19 protein-coding genes are annotated in these 17,434 nt (G+C 70.0%); 7 read left to right on the top strand and 12 right to left on the bottom strand.

The features are described 5' to 3' along the window. The first annotated feature begins 2 nt into the window (after positions 1–2). The 5 genes from WH5701_RS09230 to WH5701_RS09210 are packed head-to-tail and all read left to right on the top strand — an operon-like array spanning position 3 to position 3,417. Positions 3–956, top strand: coding sequence for a F0F1 ATP synthase subunit gamma (locus tag WH5701_RS09230; protein ID WP_006171976.1), 954 nt, complete (start codon positions 3–5; stop codon positions 954–956). Then, positions 934–1,701, top strand: coding sequence for a TIGR02466 family protein (locus tag WH5701_RS09225; RefSeq protein WP_006171975.1), 768 nt, complete (start codon positions 934–936; stop codon positions 1,699–1,701). The genes WH5701_RS09230 and WH5701_RS09225 overlap by 23 nt, the downstream gene beginning before the upstream one ends. A 41-nt stretch (positions 1,702–1,742) precedes the next feature. Continuing rightward, on the top strand, positions 1,743–2,066 hold the full coding sequence (locus tag WH5701_RS09220; RefSeq protein ID WP_037980836.1) for a 2Fe-2S iron-sulfur cluster-binding protein: 324 nt from the start codon (positions 1,743–1,745) through the stop codon (positions 2,064–2,066). Positions 2,067–2,077: 11 nt separating this feature from the next. Then, entirely contained in the window at positions 2,078–2,272 is a 195-nt protein-coding gene (locus WH5701_RS09215) for a hypothetical protein (protein ID WP_006171973.1), read from the top strand. Continuing rightward, on the top strand, positions 2,269–3,417 hold the full coding sequence (locus WH5701_RS09210) for a DUF3326 domain-containing protein (RefSeq protein ID WP_006171972.1): 1,149 nt from the start codon (positions 2,269–2,271) through the stop codon (positions 3,415–3,417). The genes WH5701_RS09215 and WH5701_RS09210 overlap by 4 nt, the downstream gene beginning before the upstream one ends. Here the strand turns inward: WH5701_RS09210 and ald are convergent. The 5 genes from ald to WH5701_RS09185 all read right to left on the bottom strand — a co-directional run bounded on the left by ald (position 3,329) and on the right by WH5701_RS09185 (position 9,217). After that, positions 3,329–4,468 (bottom strand): alanine dehydrogenase, encoded by a 1,140-nt coding sequence (ald, locus tag WH5701_RS09205; RefSeq protein ID WP_037980834.1) that lies wholly within the window; start codon positions 4,466–4,468, stop codon positions 3,329–3,331. The two genes, WH5701_RS09210 and ald, sit on opposite strands and share 89 nt — an antisense overlap. Before the next feature lie 93 nt (positions 4,469–4,561). Then, positions 4,562–6,268, bottom strand: coding sequence for an NAD+ synthase (locus WH5701_RS09200; RefSeq protein WP_006171970.1), 1,707 nt, complete (start codon positions 6,266–6,268; stop codon positions 4,562–4,564). Then, complete coding sequence (locus WH5701_RS09195; protein WP_006171969.1) at positions 6,268–6,882, bottom strand: nicotinate-nucleotide adenylyltransferase; 615 nt, start codon at positions 6,880–6,882, stop codon at positions 6,268–6,270. The genes WH5701_RS09200 and WH5701_RS09195 overlap by 1 nt, the downstream gene beginning before the upstream one ends. Then, positions 6,879–8,207, bottom strand: a complete 1,329-nt coding sequence (locus WH5701_RS09190; RefSeq protein ID WP_232201816.1) for a DUF697 domain-containing protein — start codon at positions 8,205–8,207, stop codon at positions 6,879–6,881. The genes WH5701_RS09195 and WH5701_RS09190 overlap by 4 nt, the downstream gene beginning before the upstream one ends. Beyond that, positions 8,204–9,217, bottom strand: coding sequence for a CNNM domain-containing protein (locus tag WH5701_RS09185; protein WP_006171967.1), 1,014 nt, complete (start codon positions 9,215–9,217; stop codon positions 8,204–8,206). The genes WH5701_RS09190 and WH5701_RS09185 overlap by 4 nt, the downstream gene beginning before the upstream one ends. Before the next feature lie 84 nt (positions 9,218–9,301). Here WH5701_RS09185 and WH5701_RS09180 point away from each other — a divergent pair, with 84 nt between their 5' ends. Further along, positions 9,302–10,621 (top strand): aminopeptidase P N-terminal domain-containing protein, encoded by a 1,320-nt coding sequence (locus WH5701_RS09180; protein WP_006171966.1) that lies wholly within the window; start codon positions 9,302–9,304, stop codon positions 10,619–10,621. On the opposite strand, the gene WH5701_RS09175 is transcribed toward WH5701_RS09180, so the two are convergent. Next, the gene (locus WH5701_RS09175) at positions 10,593–11,468 is read right to left on the bottom strand and encodes a TIGR01548 family HAD-type hydrolase (RefSeq protein WP_083781881.1); all 876 of its coding nucleotides are present in this window, start codon (positions 11,466–11,468) and stop codon (positions 10,593–10,595) included. The genes WH5701_RS09180 and WH5701_RS09175 overlap by 29 nt on opposite strands. Between WH5701_RS09175 and WH5701_RS09170 the strand changes: the two genes are divergently transcribed. Beyond that, the gene (locus WH5701_RS09170) at positions 11,452–11,946 is read left to right on the top strand and encodes a 30S ribosomal protein PSRP-3 (RefSeq protein WP_006171964.1); all 495 of its coding nucleotides are present in this window, start codon (positions 11,452–11,454) and stop codon (positions 11,944–11,946) included. The two genes, WH5701_RS09175 and WH5701_RS09170, sit on opposite strands and share 17 nt — an antisense overlap. Positions 11,947–11,984: 38 nt before the next feature. Here the strand turns inward: WH5701_RS09170 and WH5701_RS09165 are convergent, their stop codons facing one another. From WH5701_RS09165 to WH5701_RS09140, 6 genes are read right to left on the bottom strand one after another with little or no spacing between them, the layout of a single operon-like run. After that, the gene (locus WH5701_RS09165; RefSeq protein ID WP_006171963.1) at positions 11,985–12,971 is read right to left on the bottom strand and encodes a hypothetical protein; all 987 of its coding nucleotides are present in this window, start codon (positions 12,969–12,971) and stop codon (positions 11,985–11,987) included. Continuing rightward, positions 12,968–14,248: a protein phosphatase 2C domain-containing protein gene (locus WH5701_RS09160; RefSeq protein ID WP_198005161.1), complete on the bottom strand. Its 1,281-nt coding sequence runs from the start codon at positions 14,246–14,248 to the stop codon at positions 12,968–12,970. The genes WH5701_RS09165 and WH5701_RS09160 overlap by 4 nt, the downstream gene beginning before the upstream one ends. Continuing rightward, positions 14,245–15,027 carry a VWA domain-containing protein gene (locus WH5701_RS09155; protein WP_006171961.1) on the bottom strand — a complete coding sequence of 261 codons (783 nt, stop codon included), beginning with the start codon at positions 15,025–15,027 and terminating at the stop codon, positions 14,245–14,247. The genes WH5701_RS09160 and WH5701_RS09155 overlap by 4 nt, the downstream gene beginning before the upstream one ends. A 23-nt stretch (positions 15,028–15,050) precedes the next feature. Next, a complete protein-coding gene (locus tag WH5701_RS09150) occupies positions 15,051–16,385 on the bottom strand; it encodes a hypothetical protein (RefSeq protein WP_006171960.1) in 1,335 nt (444 codons plus the stop codon). A 19-nt stretch (positions 16,386–16,404) separates the two neighbouring features. Next, complete coding sequence (locus tag WH5701_RS09145) at positions 16,405–17,115, bottom strand: FHA domain-containing protein (RefSeq protein WP_006171959.1); 711 nt, start codon at positions 17,113–17,115, stop codon at positions 16,405–16,407. After that, positions 17,112–17,426, bottom strand: coding sequence for a hypothetical protein (locus tag WH5701_RS09140; RefSeq protein WP_232201815.1), 315 nt, complete (start codon positions 17,424–17,426; stop codon positions 17,112–17,114). Before WH5701_RS09140 ends, WH5701_RS09145 begins: the two co-directional genes overlap by 4 nt. Positions 17,427–17,434: the final 8 nt, after the last annotated feature.

The raw sequence follows: 17,434 nt of genomic DNA, 5'->3' as shown, positions 1-17,434 counted from the left end.
CCATGGCCAACCTCAAGGAAATCCGCGACCGGATCAGTTCGGTCAAGAACACACGCAAGATCACCGAGGCCATGCGCCTGGTGGCCGCCGCCAAGGTGCGTCGCGCCCAGGAGCAAGTGCTCCGCTCCAGGCCTTTCGCCGATCGGCTGGCCCGGGTTCTCGAGAATCTTCAATCGCGCATGCGCTTCGAAGATGTGGTCAACACCCCCCTGCTCCAGCAGGAACGTTCCGTCAGCCACATCACCCTGCTGGTGGTCAGCGCCGATCGGGGTCTCTGCGGTGGCTACAACGCCAACATCATCAAGCGCACGGAGCAGCGCTTTGCCGAGTTGAAGGGTCAGGGCTACGAGATCTCCCTGGTGCTGATCGGTCGCAAGGCCACCACCTACTTCCAGAACCGCTCTTATCCGATCACGGCCACCTTCACCGGGCTCGACCAGGTGCCGAACGCCGAGGAGGCCCGCTCCATCGGTGATCAGATCCTGGCCGAATTCCTTTCCGGCTTCACCGACCGTGTGGAGATGATCTACACCAAGTTCATCAACCTGGTGAGCAGCGCTCCGGTCTCCCAGACCTTGCTGCCGCTCGATCCGCAGGGCATCGCCAGCCCTGACGATGAGATCTTCCGTCTGACCACCCGTGAAGGGCAGCTGGCTGTCGAGCGCGGCAACGCGCCGAACCAGGAGCCTGCGCTGCAGTCCGACTTTGTTTTCGAGCAGAGCCCGGATCAGTTGCTCAACGCTCTGCTGCCGCTCTATCTGGAGAATCAGCTGCTGCGGTCCCTTCAGGAGTCGGCGGCCAGTGAGCTGGCCAGCCGGATGACGGCCATGAACAACGCCAGCGACAACGCCAAGGCCCTCGCCAAGAGCCTCACCCTCGACTACAACAAGGCTCGCCAGGCGGCCATCACCCAGGAGATCCTGGAAGTGGTCGGTGGTTCCACAGCCATGGCCTGAGCCAGATCGGGGCATCCTCAGCCTGTTCCCCCTGGCGATTGCCAGGGTGCAGCTTCGGCCAGATCCGCTCGATTCGGCTTTGATGCTGCAACAGGTGCTTGCTCTGCGCGGCGACCAGGACGCCAACCCCGATCCAGGTTGTGCCTGGACCGGGGATTTTCATGGCGTCTGGCAGTTGCATCAGCGGCCTGAGTTCAGCTGGCTGCTGGAGCAGGTGAGCCGCGAAGCTCAGCACTACCTGCGGGCCCTTGGCTTTGATCTCGAGCGCGTCAGGCTGCATCTGCAGCGCAGCTGGCCCGTGGTGGCGGAGCCGGGCCAGGTGGTGGGGCGCCACCACCATCCCAATGCCCATCTCAGCGCCGTCTACTACCTCAATGGCGATGGCAGCGGCCGCAGCGGTTGCCTGCGACTCTTCGCTGGGCGTTGCAGCAATGAGCTCGTGCCCGGCCTGGCGGTGGGCCATGACGGACCGATCGCCTCGGGTCATCCCCTCAATGCCGGCTGGCACGACCTGGCCCCACAGGCGGGTCTGCTGGTGCTCTTCCCCTCCAGCACCGACCATGCCGTGTTGCCCAGTGAGGACGAGGAGGACCTGCGCCTCTCGATCAGCTTCGATCTCTGCCTCACAGCTCCAGCCTGTGGCCCCGGCCAGCCCCAGCCGCCGGAATACCTGGCGCCCCATCCCGGCCAGTGGCTGGAGCTGCCGCTCGACGGGGTCACGCCGTCCGGGAAGATGGTGGGGTGAACCGCTGGATCGACAGCCCCCTGCCGCGTACCCATCACGCCATGAGTGACAGCTTCACCGTGACCGCCGAGCTAGGCGGCGTGACCCACACCTTTCCCTGCCGGGCGGATCAGACCGTGCTCGCGGCGGCCGAGGAGGCCAGCGTTCCCTTGCCCAGCTCCTGCTGTTCCGGGGTCTGCACCACCTGTGCCGCCCGTCTGCGCCAGGGTGAGGTGCACCAGCCCGACGCCATGGGTGTCAAGGCCGATTTGCAGGCTGAGGGCTTTGCCCTGCTCTGTGTGTCCTATCCCCGCAGCGATCTGAACCTGTTGGCTGGCCAGGAGGATGCGCTCTATGAGGCTCAGTTCGGCCAGTTCCAGCGCTGAACCGTCCTCCTGTGCCCCGGCTCGAGACAGTGGACTTCTGGTTGGAGGCTGCCCCCGGTCCGCTGCTGCCCCAGGTGCGCTCAGCCCTGGCTGAGAGAGGAGAGGCCCTGCGCTGGGCCATCACTGTCGCCCTGCCGGCTGAGGAGGGCTCCCAGCTGCTGCTGCGGCGGCTGCGGATCGAAGCGGTCCTGCTTCAGATCCCTTGAGCCGGCCTCTGCCCACCCTGCTGGTGATTCCCACCGGCATCGGCTGCGCCGTCGGCGGTTATGCCGGCGATGGTCTGCCGGCGGCCCGGCTGCTGGCGGCCGCCTCCGGATGCCTGATCACCCATCCCAATGCCCTCAATGCGGCCGCTCTGTACTGGAGTGATCCGCGAATCCACTACGTGGAGGGCTGGGCCCTGAACCGCTTTGCGGCGGGCGACCTGGCCCTGGCCCCGGTGGCGTCGCAGCGGGTGGGCCTGCTGCTCGATGCCGGCATCGAGCAGGAGCTGCGCCTGCGCCACCTGCAGGTGGCCGAGGCCTGCCGCGCCAGCCTGGGACTCTCGATCGGCCCCGTGCTCAGCACCGACGTTCCCCTGGAGGTGAGCCTCTCGCTCGGCCCCAGCGGGGTGAGCAGCGGCCGGATTGGTCGGCCGGATGCCCTGATCCGGGCGGGGGAACGCCTGCGTCAGGCCGGTGCCACCGCCATCGCCGTGGTGGCCCGCTTCCCCGATGACCCCGGCAGTGAGGCCCTGGCGTCCTACCGCCAGGGCAGCGGCGTCGATGCCCTCGCCGGCGCGGAAGCCGTGATCAGCCATCTGCTCAGCCGTCAGCTGGGCCTTCCCTGCGCCCACGCCCCGGCCCTGGCCCCCCTGTCCCTGGATCCGCGCCTGGATCCCCTGGCCGCGGCGGAGGAACTCGGCCACACCTTTCTTCCCTGCGTGCTGGTGGGCCTGAGCCGGGCTCCCGATCTGATCCCGCTGCGGCCCGTGTCCGGGCCTGAGCCCCTTGGTGAGGCCGTGATTCATCCCAGCCGGATCGGCGCGGTGGTGGCCCCAGCCGGCGCCTTGGGCGGTGAGGCTGTCCTGGCCTGCGCGGAGCGGGGCATCCCCCTGATCGCCGTGGAAGGCAACCCTTCCCTGCTGGAGGTGAGTGCCGGGCGCCTTGGTCTGAGCGCGATTGCTGCTGCCAGCTATGCGGAGGCTGCCGGCCTGGTGCTGGCCCTGCGCGAGGGCCTGCAGCCCGAGGCCCTGCGGCGGCCCTTGCCGCCCCTGGAGCAGCTCAGCGCAGACAGGCCATCGGATGGCGGGTCGGCATCCCCAGGGCCTTGGCCACTCCGGGATGGCACACGGCCCCATCCACCGTGTTGAGGCCGGAGAGCAGCTCGGGCCGCTCGGTGACCGCCTCCACCAGTCCCCGACCGGCGATGCCCATGATGTAGGGCAGGGTGACGCTGACCAGGGCTTCGGTGGAGGTGAAGGGCACGGCGCCGGGCATGTTGCCCACGGCGTAGTGCTGAACGCCATGGATGGTCACCACAGGATCGGTGTGGGTGGTCTCGCGGCTGGTGGCGATGCAGCCCCCCTGATCGATGGCCACATCGACGATCACTGAGCCTGGCTTCATCCGCTTCACCACCTCCTCATCCACCAGGGTGGGGGCCCGGCTGCCGGGGGTCAGCACCGCGCCCACCACCAGGTCAGCGCTGGGAACCAGCCGCTCGATCAGGCTGTTGCTGCTCACCAGACTCACCATCCGCCCGATCCGCTGGGGCTCGAGCATGCGCAGGCGCTGGGGGGTGTGATCCAGCAGGAACACCTCCGCATCCATGGCCGCGGCGACCCGGGCGGCATGCCAGCCCACGGTGCCGGCTCCGAGCACGATCACCCGCGCCGGCCGCACCCCGGCGCAGCCGCCCATGAGCACACCCCTGCCACCATGGGGTTTCTCGAGTAGATGGGCCCCCACCTGGGCGGCCAGCCGACCAGCGATTTCGCTCATCGGCGCCAGCAGCGGCAGGTTGCCGTTGTCGAGCTGGACGGTTTCGTAGGCCACGCCGGTGGTGCCCGCCTCCAGCAGGGCCCGGCCCACCTCGGGGTAGGCGGCCAGGTGCAGGTAGGTGAACAGCACCTGATCACCGCGCAGGAAGGGGAACTCCTCCGGCTGGGGTTCCTTCACCTTCACCACCAGATGGGCACCCCAGGCCTCCTCGCGGTCGACCAGGCGCGCTCCAGCCTCGGCGTAACTGGCGTCCTCCATGCCGGCCCCCTGGCCGGCTCCCGCCTCGACACGCACTTCGAGGCCCTGGGACACCAGCTCCCTCACCCCATCGGGGCTGAGGGCCACCCGCTGTTCATCCCGTTTGATCTCCCTGGGAACACCGATGCTCGCGATCGGTGCCGCTGGGCCCATGCTGGCCATGCCAATGAGAAGCTCCTTCCAGGTTGGCGGGCTGGCCGCCCGATCGCCAGCTTTCGCCACGGATTGGGCACTGACCCCTCAGCTGAGCCCCCCTCAAGAGAGCGGTCCGGCGGCGATGGGCATGCGCCAGCCCCCGCCGAAGGCCCGGCCGCTCACCTTCAGCAGGGGTGCTGCCTGGCGGCGTTTGAATTCGGCCGTGCGCAGCAGCCGGTACACGCGTCGTGCCAGCTCGCCATCCACCTGACCCTGGACGATCAGCTCCTCCGGTGAACGCAGCTCCTCGATGTAGGCCCTGAGCAGGGGATCGAGCTGGTCGTAGTCGGGCAGGGAATCGGTGTCGCGCTGGTCGGGCCGCAGTTCGGCGCTGGGGGGCTTGGTGCGGATGGCGGCGCCGATCAGTTCGCCGCTGGCGGGCAGGCCCAGGGACTGGCGGCAATCGGCGGCGGCCTCAGTGTCGAGCCAGTGGCAGAGCCGGAACACGGTGGTCTTGTAGAGATCGCCGATCACCGCGAGCCCGCCGTTCATGTCGCCGTAGAGGGTGCAGTAGCCCACCGCCAGCTCCGACTTGTTGCCGGTGGACAGCAGCAGGCGGCCCTGCTGGTTGGCCACTGCCATCAGCAGCGTGCCGCGGATGCGCGACTGCAGGTTCTCGGCGGTCAGCCCCTGGGGAGCCCCCCCAAAAACAGGATCCAGGCTGTGGTCGAAGGCCTCCATCAAGGTCTTGATCGCTACCGTCTGGTGGGGCAGCCCCAACCGGTTGGCGAGATCGATCGCATCGAGGCGCGACCCTGCGGAGCTGTAGGGGGAGGGCATCAGCAGGGCCTGCACCTGCTCGGGCCCGAGGGCCGCCGCGGCGATCACGGCCACGAGGGCCGAGTCGATGCCGCCGCTCAACCCCAGCACCACCCGCTGGAATCCGCACTTGCGGGCGTAGTCGTGCACCCCCAGCACCAGCACCCGGAACAGCTGCTCCAGGGGTGGCGGCGCCGGGGAGGCTGGGGCCGCTGGCGCCGTGTCCAGAAGATCGGGCTCCCACAGCTCGAGGGCCACCTGGGCGCAGGGCAGCTGGCGCAGCACCCGGGCCTGGGGATCGATCACGAAGCTGCCCCCATCGAAGACCAGCTCGTCGTTGCCCCCCACCTGGTTCACGTAGACCACCGGACAGCCCAGGCGGGCCGCCGCCGCCCCCGCCAGCTCCAGCCGCAGCTCCGGTTTCCCCTGGGCGAAGGGGGAGGCGGAGAGGTTCAGCAGCAGATCGGGGCGTTGGGGAGCCAGCTCCGCGATCGGGTCGGCACCCGCCAGCCGGTGCCCCTGCACCCGCTCCTCCACCCAGAGGTCTTCGCAGATGGTGAGCCCCAGGCGCCAGACCCGATCGGCCCCCGGCCACTCCAGCAGGCAGGCCTGGTCTCCGGGTTGGAAGTAGCGCCGTTCATCGAACACGTCGTAGCTGGGCAGCAGCCGCTTGCGGGCCACCACCCGCCAGCTGCCCCGTTGCACCAGGGCAGCGGCGTTGTACAGGGCAGGCAGCTCGCGCCCGGCGATCGGATCCACCAGGCCGAGCAGCAGGCCAAGCCCCGGCGGCAGCTCGGCGGCGAGGGCCTCGAGCACCCGCCCCTGCTCCAGCAGCAGGGAGGGGCGCAGCAGCAGGTCCCGCGGGGGGTATCCCCAGAGCGAAAGCTCCGGGCTGATCACCAGATCGGCGCCCGCTAGCGCGGCCCGCTGGCTGTGCTCCAGTAGCTGGGCGGCATTGCCGCGCAGATCCCCCACGAGGGGATTGATCTGTGCCAGGGCAAGACGCATCAGCGCAGGGGAGGGCGGCTGGCCAGACAGGAGCGCAGGCCATAGAGATTCTGCTCCAGCAGCACCGGCCAGAGCTCAGGCGGCACCAGTTGAGGGTCGGGGTGACGGCGGATGGCGGAGCTGGCCGTGGCCGGGATCTGCAGGGGCAGCACCTCCACCCGGCCGCCCCGGCGATTGAGCTGCTCGATCTGCAGGGAGTCGAGCGGCCAGCCCAGTCTCGGGACCACCGCCAGACGGCAGCGGCGCAGGATCTCATCCGCCGCATACCAGCGCTGGATCTGGGGCAGCAGGTCGCTGCCCACCACGAACACCAGCTCCGCCTCCGGCCACTGCCGCTCCGCCCGCTCCAGGGTGTCGAGGGCCCTGGGGCTGCTCAGGCTCTGGTCGACGCACAGGTTGGGACTCTCCAGACCCTCCACCACCGCCTCCAGCAGGGCCGCCCGCATGGCCAGCGGTGCCCCATGGCTCTTGAAGGGGTTGTCGCTCGCCCAGGTCCTCACCAGGGGGTAGAGCCGGCTGAGCCCCGCCAGCAGGCTGCGGTGCCCGAGGGTCGGTGGATCGGCGCTGGTGCCGAACAGGGCCACCGAGGACGGCTGGCCGGCGGATTCACTCACGGCAGCAGGCTGGCGTTCACGGCCTCGCGGCCCTCCAGCTGCCACTGCTCCAGCCATTGACGCGCCTGGGGGTCATGGCGCCCCAGGCGGCGCAGCAGCGCCCCGGGGCGGGCCCGGCCGCGCTTGGTTCCATTGAGCAGGGCGGCGGCAGCCAGCCGCCCGGTCCGGCGGGTGGTCTGGATCGCCAGGGCCGCCTGGGCCAGGGCCACCGGCGCCGCCGGAGCCAGGGACAGCCCGGCGGTGGCCGGCGCCGCCAGCAGCAACAGCTGGCGCACTCCGCCGAGCAGCAGTTGCAGGGCCAGCTGGGCGCCCCCCAGCAGGGCGCTGTGGCCGGAGAGGCGGCCCAGCAGTGCCCTGGCCTGAGGCCCACTCAGCGGCAGTCCGTAGAGCTCGCACAGCTGCAGCACCAGGGCCGTGTCCAGGGCCAGCCCACCGGCCAGATCCAGCAGGATCAGGGGGTTGGCCGCCACACCGGTGGCCTTGAGGGCCGCGAAGCGTCCGATCAGCGTCTGAGCCTGGCGGCGATGCTGCTGCAGGCGCCAGTGCGAGAGCCGCTGGTTGAAGCGATCGCCGGCTGCCAGGGCGTTGAGGGCCAGCAGCAGCTCCCCATGGGCCCGGAGCAGGCCGGTGAGCCGCTCGCGCAGGGGCTCCACCAGCGGCGGCAGGGGCTCGCTGCGCACCCTGCCGTCGGGGCGCAGCACGCCTCCCCGGGGCGCCGCGGCAACGGCCACCAGCTCCAGCTCACGGGCGCCGGCGGGAAGCCGGCGGCGGATGCTGGCCAGCAGGGCCTGCCGCTCCCCCTCGGGCCAGCCGTCGATGCGGTTGACCACCAGCAGCAGGGGTTTGCCCGAGCTCAGCAGCTGCTGCACCGCCTCGGCCTCGACCCGGCTGAGGTCGCCATCAAGCACCACCAGCACCAGATCAGCCCCCAGGGCCACCCGGGCGGCCAGGCGTTGCCGGGCGGCGGCGGCCACCTCATCGATGCCGGGGGTGTCGACCAGCTGCACCTGCAGCGGCCTGGCCATCGCCCCGGGCCAGGGCTGCCGCTGCTGCTCTCTGGTGGAGCCATGGGCCAGGTCGGTGGCGAAACGGTGCTCCCCAAGCAAGGCATTGAGCAGGCTCGATTTGCCCACGCCCACCCGGCCGAGCACGGCCACATGGAGCTCCCGGCGCCGCAGCCGCCCCAGCTGGCGATCGAAGGCGGCCAGTTCCGGCCCCAGGCTGGCTCGCTCCCGTGCGCTCAGAGCCAGCTGGCCGCGCCAGCGCAGCAGCAGCTGTTCACAACGCTCGAGAACTGGCGGCGGGGCCATGGCCGTTGCGGTCATCCCTGGGCCTCCCCGGCGGGCTGGGGCCGCCGCCACCAGCCCGCCAGCACCGCCAGCACGGCGTCGGCACCGATCACCCCCACGAACCCGCCGAATTCATCCACCACCACCCGCACCGAATGGCTGCTGCGGCGGAAGGCGGTGAGCAATCGGTCGGCGCGGATCATCTCCGGCACGAACTCCACCGGTTCGGTGAGGCTGAGGGCGCTTTCGCTGCCGCGGCCCTCCACCAGGGCCACCAGCAGGCACTCGCGGCTGGCCACCCCCAGCACCTCATCCACCTCCTCACCGAGCACCACCCACCAGCCGGCGGTGTTGGTGAGCAGCAGATCGCGCACGCTCTCCAGCGGCGCATGGCCCGACACCGTGGGAGCGGCCACCCGGGGCACCATCAGATCCCGTGCTGTGAGGTCGTTGAGCTGAAACACCTTGGCGATCATCGCCGCCTCGTCGGCTTCGATCTGGCCTTTCTGCGAGCCCAGCCGTGCCAACAGGCGGATCTCCTCCTCATCAGTGGTGAGTTCGCTCTCGGCGGTGATCGCCGGCATCATCCGCTCCAGCAGCAGCACCAGCGGCAGCATCAGCCGCAGCAGCAGGCTCACCGGTGCGGCGCTGGCCAGCGACACCGGCAGCGCCAGGCGGCTGCCCAGGGCCTTGGGCAGGATCTCCCCGAGCATGATCACCAGCACGGTGAGCCCCACGGAGAAGAGTGGCAGGGCGATCCGGTCGACGCCGAGCCTGGAGAACACCCAGCCGGCGTAGCTGCCCAGCATCAGGCTGCCGAAGATGTTGAAGCCGTTGTTGAGGATCACCAGCACGGCCAGTGCGCGGCCCATGCGGTTCTTGAGGTCGAGCAGGGCCCTGGCCCCCCGCACCCGCCTCGGCCTGCTGGCCAGTTCATGCACCCGCAGGGGATTGACCGTGAGCATGGCCGCCTCCACTCCGGAGCAGACAGCCGACCCGATCAGGATCACCACCACCAGGGCCGCCAGACCCAGGAGCTCATTCATCGGGTTGTCGTCGCGGCCGATCGCGGCATGGGAACACGTTCATTCAATGGGCTATGCCATCTTCTCGCTAGAGGCTCAGACCCCATGGTGATCCCCCAGACCGAGTTCCACCAGCGTCGTGTGCGTTTCCTGGAGGCGCTGGGGGGTGCGGCGGCGGTGATTCCGGCGGCCCCGCTGGTGCGTCACCACGCCGATGTGGAGTATCCCTTCCGCCAGCAGAGCGACTTCTGGTACCTCACCGGCTTCGATGAGCCCGGGGCCGTCGCCCTTTTCCTTCCTCACCAGAGCGACAACCCCTTCGTTCTGTTCGTCGAGCCCAGGGATCCCTCCGCCGAAGTCTGGAACGGCTTCCGCTGGGGCTGCGAGGGGGCGGTGGAGCATTTCGGCGCCGATCTGGCCCACCCCCGTGCCGAGCTGGCCTCCCGCCTTGCCGACTACCTCCAGGGCGCCGAAGGGATCGCTTTCCGCGTGGGCCGCGACGCTGTTGTGGAGCCCCTGGTGCTGCAGGCCTGGGGCCAGCAGCTCGATCGTGCGCCGCGCACGGGCCATGCGGCCCTGGGGCTGGTGGCCCCCTGCCCGATCCTGCAGGACATGCGCCTGCGCAAGAGCCCGGCGGAACTGGAGCGGCTGCGGGAGGCGGCGCGAATTTCCGCTGAAGCCCACGAGAGGGCCAGGGAGGTGGCCCGTCCAGGACTGAGTGAGCGCCAGATCCAGGCGGTGATCGAGCAGCATTTCCTTGAGCAGGGCGCCCGCGGACCGGCCTATGGCTCAATCGTGGCCGGTGGCGACAACGCCTGCGTTCTGCATTACACCCGCAACGACGCACCGCTGCGGGACGGGGACCTGCTGCTGATCGACGCCGGCTGCAGTGTCTCGGACTACTACAACGGCGACATCACCCGCACCTTCCCGGTCAACGGCCGCTTCAGCGGCGAGCAGCGGGCCCTCTACGAGCTGGTGCTCGAGGCCCAGCTGGCCGCGATCGCCAGCGTGGCTCCCGGCGCCGATGCAGAGCAGGTCCACGGTGCGGCCCTGCGCGTGCTGGTGGAGGGCCTGCTTCACCTCGGCCTGCTCAACGGGTCGGTGGATGACCTGATCGAGCAGGGGGCCTACCGCCATCTCTACATGCACCGCACCGGCCACTGGCTGGGCCTCGATGTCCACGACGTGGGCGCCTACCGCCTCGGGGAGCACCCCCAGCCGCTGGAGCCGGGCATGGTTCTCACGGTGGAGCCGGGCCTTTATGTGAGCGACCGCCTGGCGGTGCCCGAGGGACAGCCTCAGATCGAGGAGCGCTGGAAGGGGATCGGTATCCGCATCGAAGACGACGTGGCGGTGACCGAGGTGGGCCATGAGGTGCTCACCGCCTCCGCCCTCAAGGCGCCGGCGGCGATGGAGCGCTGAGCGGCCCTGTCCCCAGCCAGCCCAGAAGCTGTTCCGGCTCCAGGCTGGAGGTGCTGGGGAGGATCTGATCCGCCCCTGCCGAGCGCAGCCCCTGCTCGTAGCCCTCTCGGGCGCTGGTCTGCTCCGGTGTGTGCAGATGCGGCGGCGCCACCGCCAGGCTAAGCAGGTGAAGGTCCGGGCGCTGGCGCCGTGCGGCCACCACCGTGTGGACATCGGCCACGGTGTCGCCCAGGTAGGCCACCGGCAGAGCACCGCCGGAGGAGGTGGTGCCGAGTGTCAGGGCCAGACGCAGAAAACCGGTGGGATCGGGCTTCTCGGGTGCCTCGCCCATGGCGATCAGGGGCGGATCCACCAGGCCCAGGCGCTGCTGAAGCACGTAGCGGCAGGAGGGCGGCTCGGCGCCGCTGACGAAGCCCCAGGCGATGCCGGCCTGCTCCAGCACCTGAAAAAAACCGTGCTGCACCAGCAGCGGTTCGCTGCGGATGAAACCCCTCCAGCCGCTGGGATCACCGTCTGGATCGCCGCCGAAATAGAGCCGGCTGAACACCTCCACCACCACGTTGAGCGGAGGCAGGGGCTGGAGCCCCTGGCGCCGCAGCAGCTCCAGCGAGGCCTGCCAGTCGTTGTTCCAGTGGCCCTCGGCCTTGAGGGCGTCGATCTGCTCAGGTTCCGGCCGCCAGCCGCCGAAGTGGTGCACGGTTTCGGCGATGGCCCGGCGGTAGCTGCCACTGACATCGCGGATCACCCCGTCGATGTCGAAGAGAAGGACGGCTCGCGGCTGCAGAGGGACTGGTTCAGAGGCTGGTACGTTAGTTGTTTGCCTTTTTGCCTTGAGCGCCGAAACCATGACGGCCCCTGAAAGCGCTGCCACGACAGAGACCCCCGCTGAGGCGGCCGTGGCGGTGAGCACCGCTGATGAGGCTCCCACCCAGGGGCGTCCTCCGTTGCGCGGAGCCAGTGCCGCCCTGGCCTCGGCCACGGTTGATGAGGATGGGGTTCCTTCCGGTCACACCCCCAAGGCCGATGAGGGCCGCTTTCTGCTGAAGATCCTCTGGCTGCCCGACAACGTCGCCCTGGCGGTCGATCAGATCGTGGGTGGTGGCCCCAGCCCCCTCACGGCCTACTTCTTCTGGCCCCGGGAGGATGCCTGGGAAACCCTCAAGGGTGAGCTCGAAGCCAAATCCTGGATCACCGACAACGAGCGGGTGGAGATCCTCAACAAGGCCACCGAGGTGATCAACTACTGGCAGGAAGAGGGCAAGGGCAAGGCCCTCGAGGAAGCCAAGGCCAAATTCCCCGATGTCACCTTCTGCGGCACCGCCTGACGCCTCACCGGCGTCGCCCACCTGGCGGCCAACCCCACCTAGCGGGGCTTGATCACGCCCCCGAAGTCGCTGGCGGTGATCAGGGCGGGAGTGCTGGAGGTGTCGATGGTGAAACGGCGGCTTTCGCTCTGGACGCTGCCATCGGGATAGACGAAAGTCACCAGGCCCTCGAGGGTGACGCTGGAGCCCTCCTGGCTGGTTTCGCGCAGATCGGCCACGCTCACCCGCTCGAACTGGTTGAAGAAGGCGGGATCGAACTGATCAGCCGCTGCGCCCCCGAAGAACCGGCGGGCCTGGTCGTAGGCCTTGCTGCTGAGGGCGGCGTAGAGGCCCTGAACGCTGGCGATCGCCTTGTCGGTGTTGGCCGCCGGCGGCTGAGGCGGGGTGAGCGGCTGCGGTTCCGGCAGGCTCGGTTCCTGGGGCGGCGTTGAGGGTTTCGCGGCGGTCACGGCTGGCTCCGACCTGGGCCTGGTGGTGGAGGGGCTCTCCACGTTGCTCTGGGGGGACTGCTGCAGCAGCAGCACGGCGCCCACCAGGGCCACCGCCAGGCCGCCGGTGAGAAAGGCCAGGAAACCGAGCAGGGCATTGTTGCCCCCGCCTCGACTGGCCGGAGCTGGCACAGGTTTCACAGAAGCTGACCTCCCTGGTCTGCGCGTCGCCGGAAGGCGTGCCACCGCGTTGGCCATGGGTATGGCGACCGCCGGGGCGTCCTTGGGCGGCAGGTCGAGCAGTCCCCCCACCACGCTCTCCATGCGTCTGCAGATGGCGGGGTTGAACACCTCCTCTAGTTCCTGCATCAGCCTGGGCAACAGCCGCGAACCGGAGAGGGGCGGGGTCTGGCTGGCCGCACTGGCGAAGGCGGCCGAGAGCACCAGATGGCGCAGGGCTGGCAGCAGCTTGATCTGCTCCTCGCCGCAGAGGTCGCCGGCCACGGCCTGCAGACGGCGGCCTTCGGCACCGCGGCCGCGCTGGAGGTCGCTGAGCACCTGCTGCCTGAGGGCGGCTCCGAGCTGGTGGTCGTTCATCGGGGGGCGGGGAGATCAGGGATGGTCGGGGGTTGCCATTGGCGCTGCAGGGCAGCAGCGAGGAGCGGGCAGAGGCCGAGGGCCTTCAGGGCCTCCCCCTGCACCATTCCACCCGTGGCGGGATCGAAGCTGCTGGCGATCAGGGCCCCGAGGGGATCCAGATCGGCCGCGGCCAACAAGGGTGGGGCTGTGAGGCGCCCCTGGCGCAGTCCCGTGAACTGACTGCGCCGGCTGCTGAGGGTGCCGGCGATGGCTCCGGTGGGGCCCTGACAGAGCTGGTTGATCTGGCGGCGCACGGCCGCTGCCGGCTGGGGTGCCAGGCTCCGCTCCTGCAGCCAGTACCAACCGGCCCCGAGGCCGGCGCTGGCCACCAGCAAGGCCCCGAGCAGCACGGGCATCCGGACCTGCAAGCTCCTGGCCTGAATGGGTTGCTCGACAGCGGCTGTTCCCTCGCAGGGGGTGTTGAGGCTGCCGTGCAGGGCCATCGCCATCGAAACGTCGTCGCCGCTGCCCTCGCTGGTGATCTGATCCAGGTTCGCGGCCAGAGCCTCGCTGGCGCCGGCGGCGGGGGTGGCGATCAGGTGAGCGGCGAGCATCAGGAAATCCGCGTCGGTGGCGCACGACTTGCGGATGCCATCGGTGCTCAGCAGCAGGCCGAAGCTGGCTTCTGGGGGTTCGATCGGCTCCAGCCCGCTGCGGAACAGCTGGGCGGCCTGCTCCAGGCAGAGGCTGCCGGTGGCTTCGCCGCCGCCAACACCAGCCGCCTCCTCGCTCAGCAGGGCTGCCTGCCCACTGGCGTCCACCCGCACCAGGTCCCAGTCACCCAGACCGGTGTACCCCCACCAGCAGGGGGCCATCACCACCAGCCCCAGGGTGGTGCCGTAGAGCCGTGGCACCTCGGCCTCCGGGGCCATCGACTGCTGTTGCCAGTGCTCCCGCACCAGTGCCAGCCAGCGGCTGTGGATCTGTTCGGGCAGCTCAGTGCCCAGCCAGTGGGCCCAGGCCTCGAGCCCCGGGGCCTGGGCGCCCTGCAGCGCCCTGTGGCTCAGGTGCTTCTCCACCGCCAGCAGCGCCTGTTCACAGGCCAGGGCACTGCCCACGTCGCTGAGGGGATAGCGCTCCCCGCCGTGGCCATCGGCCACAACCATCACCTCAACGGGCTGGCCGTCATGGCTGCGGCAGTGGGCGACAGCCACCGCGTCCTGGCAGGAGCGGCCCTTCCGCTGGTGGGCCGCACCGATGCGCCGGGCCTGCAGCGGCGGCCTCCAGCCGCTCACCACACCAGGGGGCCGACGTCGTCGGTGGGATCCATCAGGGTGGGGGGCAGATCCGGCAGGGGGATGTTGGCCTGGGGCCCCGAGCCGGCCATGCGGCTGGCCGGCATCGAGGCGGCGCCCACCACGGCGGTGGAGGCCCACTGGATGTACTGAGCCAGGGAGGTGGCGTTGCTGGCCTGCAGGGGCCGGCGGGGCGAGCGGCCTGAGCGGTGCAGGGGCTTCTGCCCGCTGCCGCCGGGGATTTCGCCGGCGGGCAGCCCGCCGCCGGGATCGCTGCCGATGAACTGCTGCAACACTTCGGTGTCGGCGTCGTGGCCCATGGCGATCGCCAGGCGCACCGCCTTCTGGGCCCAGGGCTGGCGCATCAGGCTGGCCAGGCCGGCGTCGAAGTCGTCGGTGGGCTGGCCGTCGGAGATCAGCACCAGCACCGGCGGCAGCGCCCGCTCCTCCATCGGCGGCGACTGCAGCACCGCCGCCACCAGCTCCAGCGCTTCGCCCATGGCCGTGATGCCGCCGGCCTGCAGATCCAGCCACTGCAGCTGGTGCACCTCCGTGGGTTTCTCCAGGTGCCAGGCGGCCCGGTCGGCGAAACTCACGGCCCGCACCAGCACCCGCGCCTCGGGGTTCTGGCGGGCCACCTCGGCCATCCCCGGCAACGACTGACGAATCGCCTGGTTGAGGGCCTGAATCTTGCCCTGGGCCGCCATCGAGCCGGAGCAATCGCAGATGTAGATGAAATGCAGTGGCCGGTTGGCGAGCCTGACGTTGGGGAAGGGCATCGGATCTGGGCGTGAGAGGAGGCTCAGGAGGGCAGCTCGACCGCTCCGGCCGGTGTGGTCAGCCGCACCAGTGGCGCGAGATTACAGGCTTGTCCAGGCTCCACCACCACCCGGTTGCCGGCCCTGAGCTCGGCCTGCCAGGCCAGGCCGCTGAGGTTGCGCAGCCCCAGCAGGGCGCCATCGCTGGGATGGGCCTCCACCCGGGCCAGCGGCTGATCCAGCCGCAGGGGCAGCAGGCGGTCGAAGTGATGCGGATGGAGTTCGTTTCCGGCCGCCGCCGTCACCTGGCCGTGGGGCAGCCGCAGCCTGGTGGGTGGCGGCAGGGGGCTGCCGCAGCTCCAGCACAAGGGGGCTGGGTCGCCGGGGGCTGGGAACGTTTCCTGGCCGCAGTGGCCGCAGAGCTGACGCTGGTCGAGGGCCGCGGCCAGGGCCGTCATCCATTGGCCGGTGAGCGCCCGGCGTTGAGGGGCGTGCAGGCCGGCGCAGAAGGTCTGCTCGAACAGCTGCTTGATCGGCTCGGGATAGATCGGCCAGGTGATCAGGGCCGCCGCGTGCTCGATCGGATCGGGACGGTTGCTCGGATCGGCCGGATCGAAGATGAACAGCGGGTCTTCGCCGTAGAGCCGGCGCCGGGCGGGCTCATCCAGGCAGCGGATCGCCAGTTCCCGGCGGCCCCGCAGCGGGTCGTGGCGCGTGAGCAGGCGGAAGATCAGCACCGCCAGCGAGAAGAGGTCGCTGTTGGCGCCTGGCCGGGCCTGGCCCATCAGGATCTCCGGCGCCATGAACCCCGGAGTGCCGAGCACACTGCCCAGATCCCGCCCATCCACATCCACGTTGTCGTTGTCGCAGATCAGGATGCGGCCGCTGGAGGGCTCGAGGAACAGGTTGCCCAGGGAGATGTCTTTGTAACAGAGGCCCTTGAGGTGCAGGGCATGGAAGGCCTCAGCCAGGAAAAAGCTGGCCCGCAGCACCTGGAGCAGGCCGATGGCCAGGTGGCCGCCCACGTGCTCATGGGCCCCCACGAAACCCGGCGGGCGCAGCTCCATCAGATAGCCGAAACCTGGTTCGCTGAGGCGAAGCAACGGCAAGGCACCAGGGCCTGGCTTCACCAGCGCCAGGGGCCAGAGGAAGGCCTCGCTGGGGGCCGTGGCGCGGATGCTCTCGCCCAGGCGCCGTTTCAGGTGGGGATCGCGGGCGATGCACGCCGGCAGGTACCACTTCAGGGCCAGCCGCTCGCCGGTCACCTCCACCTCGAACACCTGGCCCTGGGTGCCGCCCCCGAGCCCGCGAATCACCCGCAGCGGGCTGGAGATCCCCTCCAGATCAAGGCTGGCGCCTTCCGGCAGGATCCAGGTCACGGAGGGCTGGCTTGGGGTCTCAGGCTTCCAGACTCTGGCCGATGGCCTTGCGGATCCCGTTGCGGTGGGAGAGGGCCGTGAGCCGGTTGGCGAAGCTGCGGCGCTGGGCGCGGCCATCACGCAGCACCACGGTGAGGGTGTGCTCCTTGCGGGAGCCCAGCAGGATCCAGCCGGCCAGGGCCACCACTTCAAGGGGCCAGAACAGGACCGGGAACGGCAGCAGCAGCAGTCCGCCCAGGCAAAGCAGCAGCCACCAGCTGAAGATGTGGGGATGGCGGGGCAGGCTCTGCACGGTGGCCGATCGGATCTGATCCAGGGCGATCTGCTGGCCGCCGATGTCGAGGTGGCTCACCACCGGCGCCACGGGCTGTGGCGCTGCAGCCGCCCGGACCAGTGGCTTGGCAGCGGGGGCCGGAGCGGTGAGTTCGAAGATCAGCACCGGACCGCTGAGTCCCAGCCGGATCTCATCGCCATCGGCCAGGGGTCGGCATTGCCGGAGGCGGTCCCCCTGCAGAAAGGTGCCATCGGCGCTCTGCCAGTCGCATACCACCCAGCTCTGATGGCTGCTGGAGTGGCGAACCACGGCGTGATGGGGCGAGACCCCGGCCTGCTCGGGCATGCAGAGGCGGTTGTTGCGCTCACGCCCGATGGTCAGGGGCCGGGCCGGATCCAGCCGGGCTACCTTGCTCGGCTGATCCCGCAACCGCAGCTGGGCTGGTGACGGGGTCATGGGTTTCCGCGGCGGCGGCGCCACCACAGACGCCAGTCGTCCTGGAGGTCGCTCCACCAGCCGCCATCACCCGTGCGCTGCGGGGTGACCCGGCCGGGGAAGAGCAGGGCCTTGCTGGCCAGCAGCAGGGCCACCAGCACCAGGACCAGCAGCACCCAGCCGGGTATGGCCCCCACCCAGGTGGCGGCGAAGCTGGCCCGGATCGCATAGAGCCCGATCGTGATGGCCAGCCAGAGCCTGAAGGGCTCCCAGGGATCGCGCTGGCGCAGCACGGGGCGGGAGATCGCTGCGCGTAGCGTATCTCCGGGCACGCCTGTTC

Source organism: Synechococcus sp. WH 5701, assembly GCF_000153045.1.
Taxonomy (GTDB): Bacteria; Cyanobacteriota; Cyanobacteriia; order PCC-6307; family Cyanobiaceae; genus Regnicoccus_A; species Regnicoccus_A antarcticus.
Note: the sequence above shows the minus strand (reverse complement) of the source record. Positions and strands in the feature narration are given on the sequence as shown.

Excerpts from the sequence above, each read along its gene's own strand:
- WH5701_RS09220 (WP_037980836.1), top strand. The coding sequence starts at position 1,743 with ATGAGTGACAGCTTCACCGTGACCGCCGAGCTAGGCGGCGTGACCCAC.
- WH5701_RS09145 (WP_006171959.1), bottom strand. The coding sequence starts at position 17,115 with ATGACCCCGTCACCAGCCCAGCTGCGGTTGCGGGATCAGCCGAGCAAG.
- WH5701_RS09180 (WP_006171966.1), top strand. The coding sequence starts at position 9,302 with ATGGTGATCCCCCAGACCGAGTTCCACCAGCGTCGTGTGCGTTTCCTG.
- WH5701_RS09185 (WP_006171967.1), bottom strand. The coding sequence starts at position 9,217 with ATGAATGAGCTCCTGGGTCTGGCGGCCCTGGTGGTGGTGATCCTGATC.
- WH5701_RS09230 (WP_006171976.1), top strand. The coding sequence starts at position 3 with ATGGCCAACCTCAAGGAAATCCGCGACCGGATCAGTTCGGTCAAGAAC.
- WH5701_RS09165 (WP_006171963.1), bottom strand. The coding sequence starts at position 12,971 with ATGAACGACCACCAGCTCGGAGCCGCCCTCAGGCAGCAGGTGCTCAGC.
- ald (WP_037980834.1), bottom strand. The coding sequence starts at position 4,468 with ATGGCCAGCATGGGCCCAGCGGCACCGATCGCGAGCATCGGTGTTCCC.
- WH5701_RS09200 (WP_006171970.1), bottom strand. The coding sequence starts at position 6,268 with ATGCGTCTTGCCCTGGCACAGATCAATCCCCTCGTGGGGGATCTGCGC.
- WH5701_RS09190 (WP_232201816.1), bottom strand. The coding sequence starts at position 8,207 with ATGACCGCAACGGCCATGGCCCCGCCGCCAGTTCTCGAGCGTTGTGAA.
- WH5701_RS09155 (WP_006171961.1), bottom strand. The coding sequence starts at position 15,027 with ATGCCCTTCCCCAACGTCAGGCTCGCCAACCGGCCACTGCATTTCATC.
- WH5701_RS09175 (WP_083781881.1), bottom strand. The coding sequence starts at position 11,468 with ATGGTTTCGGCGCTCAAGGCAAAAAGGCAAACAACTAACGTACCAGCC.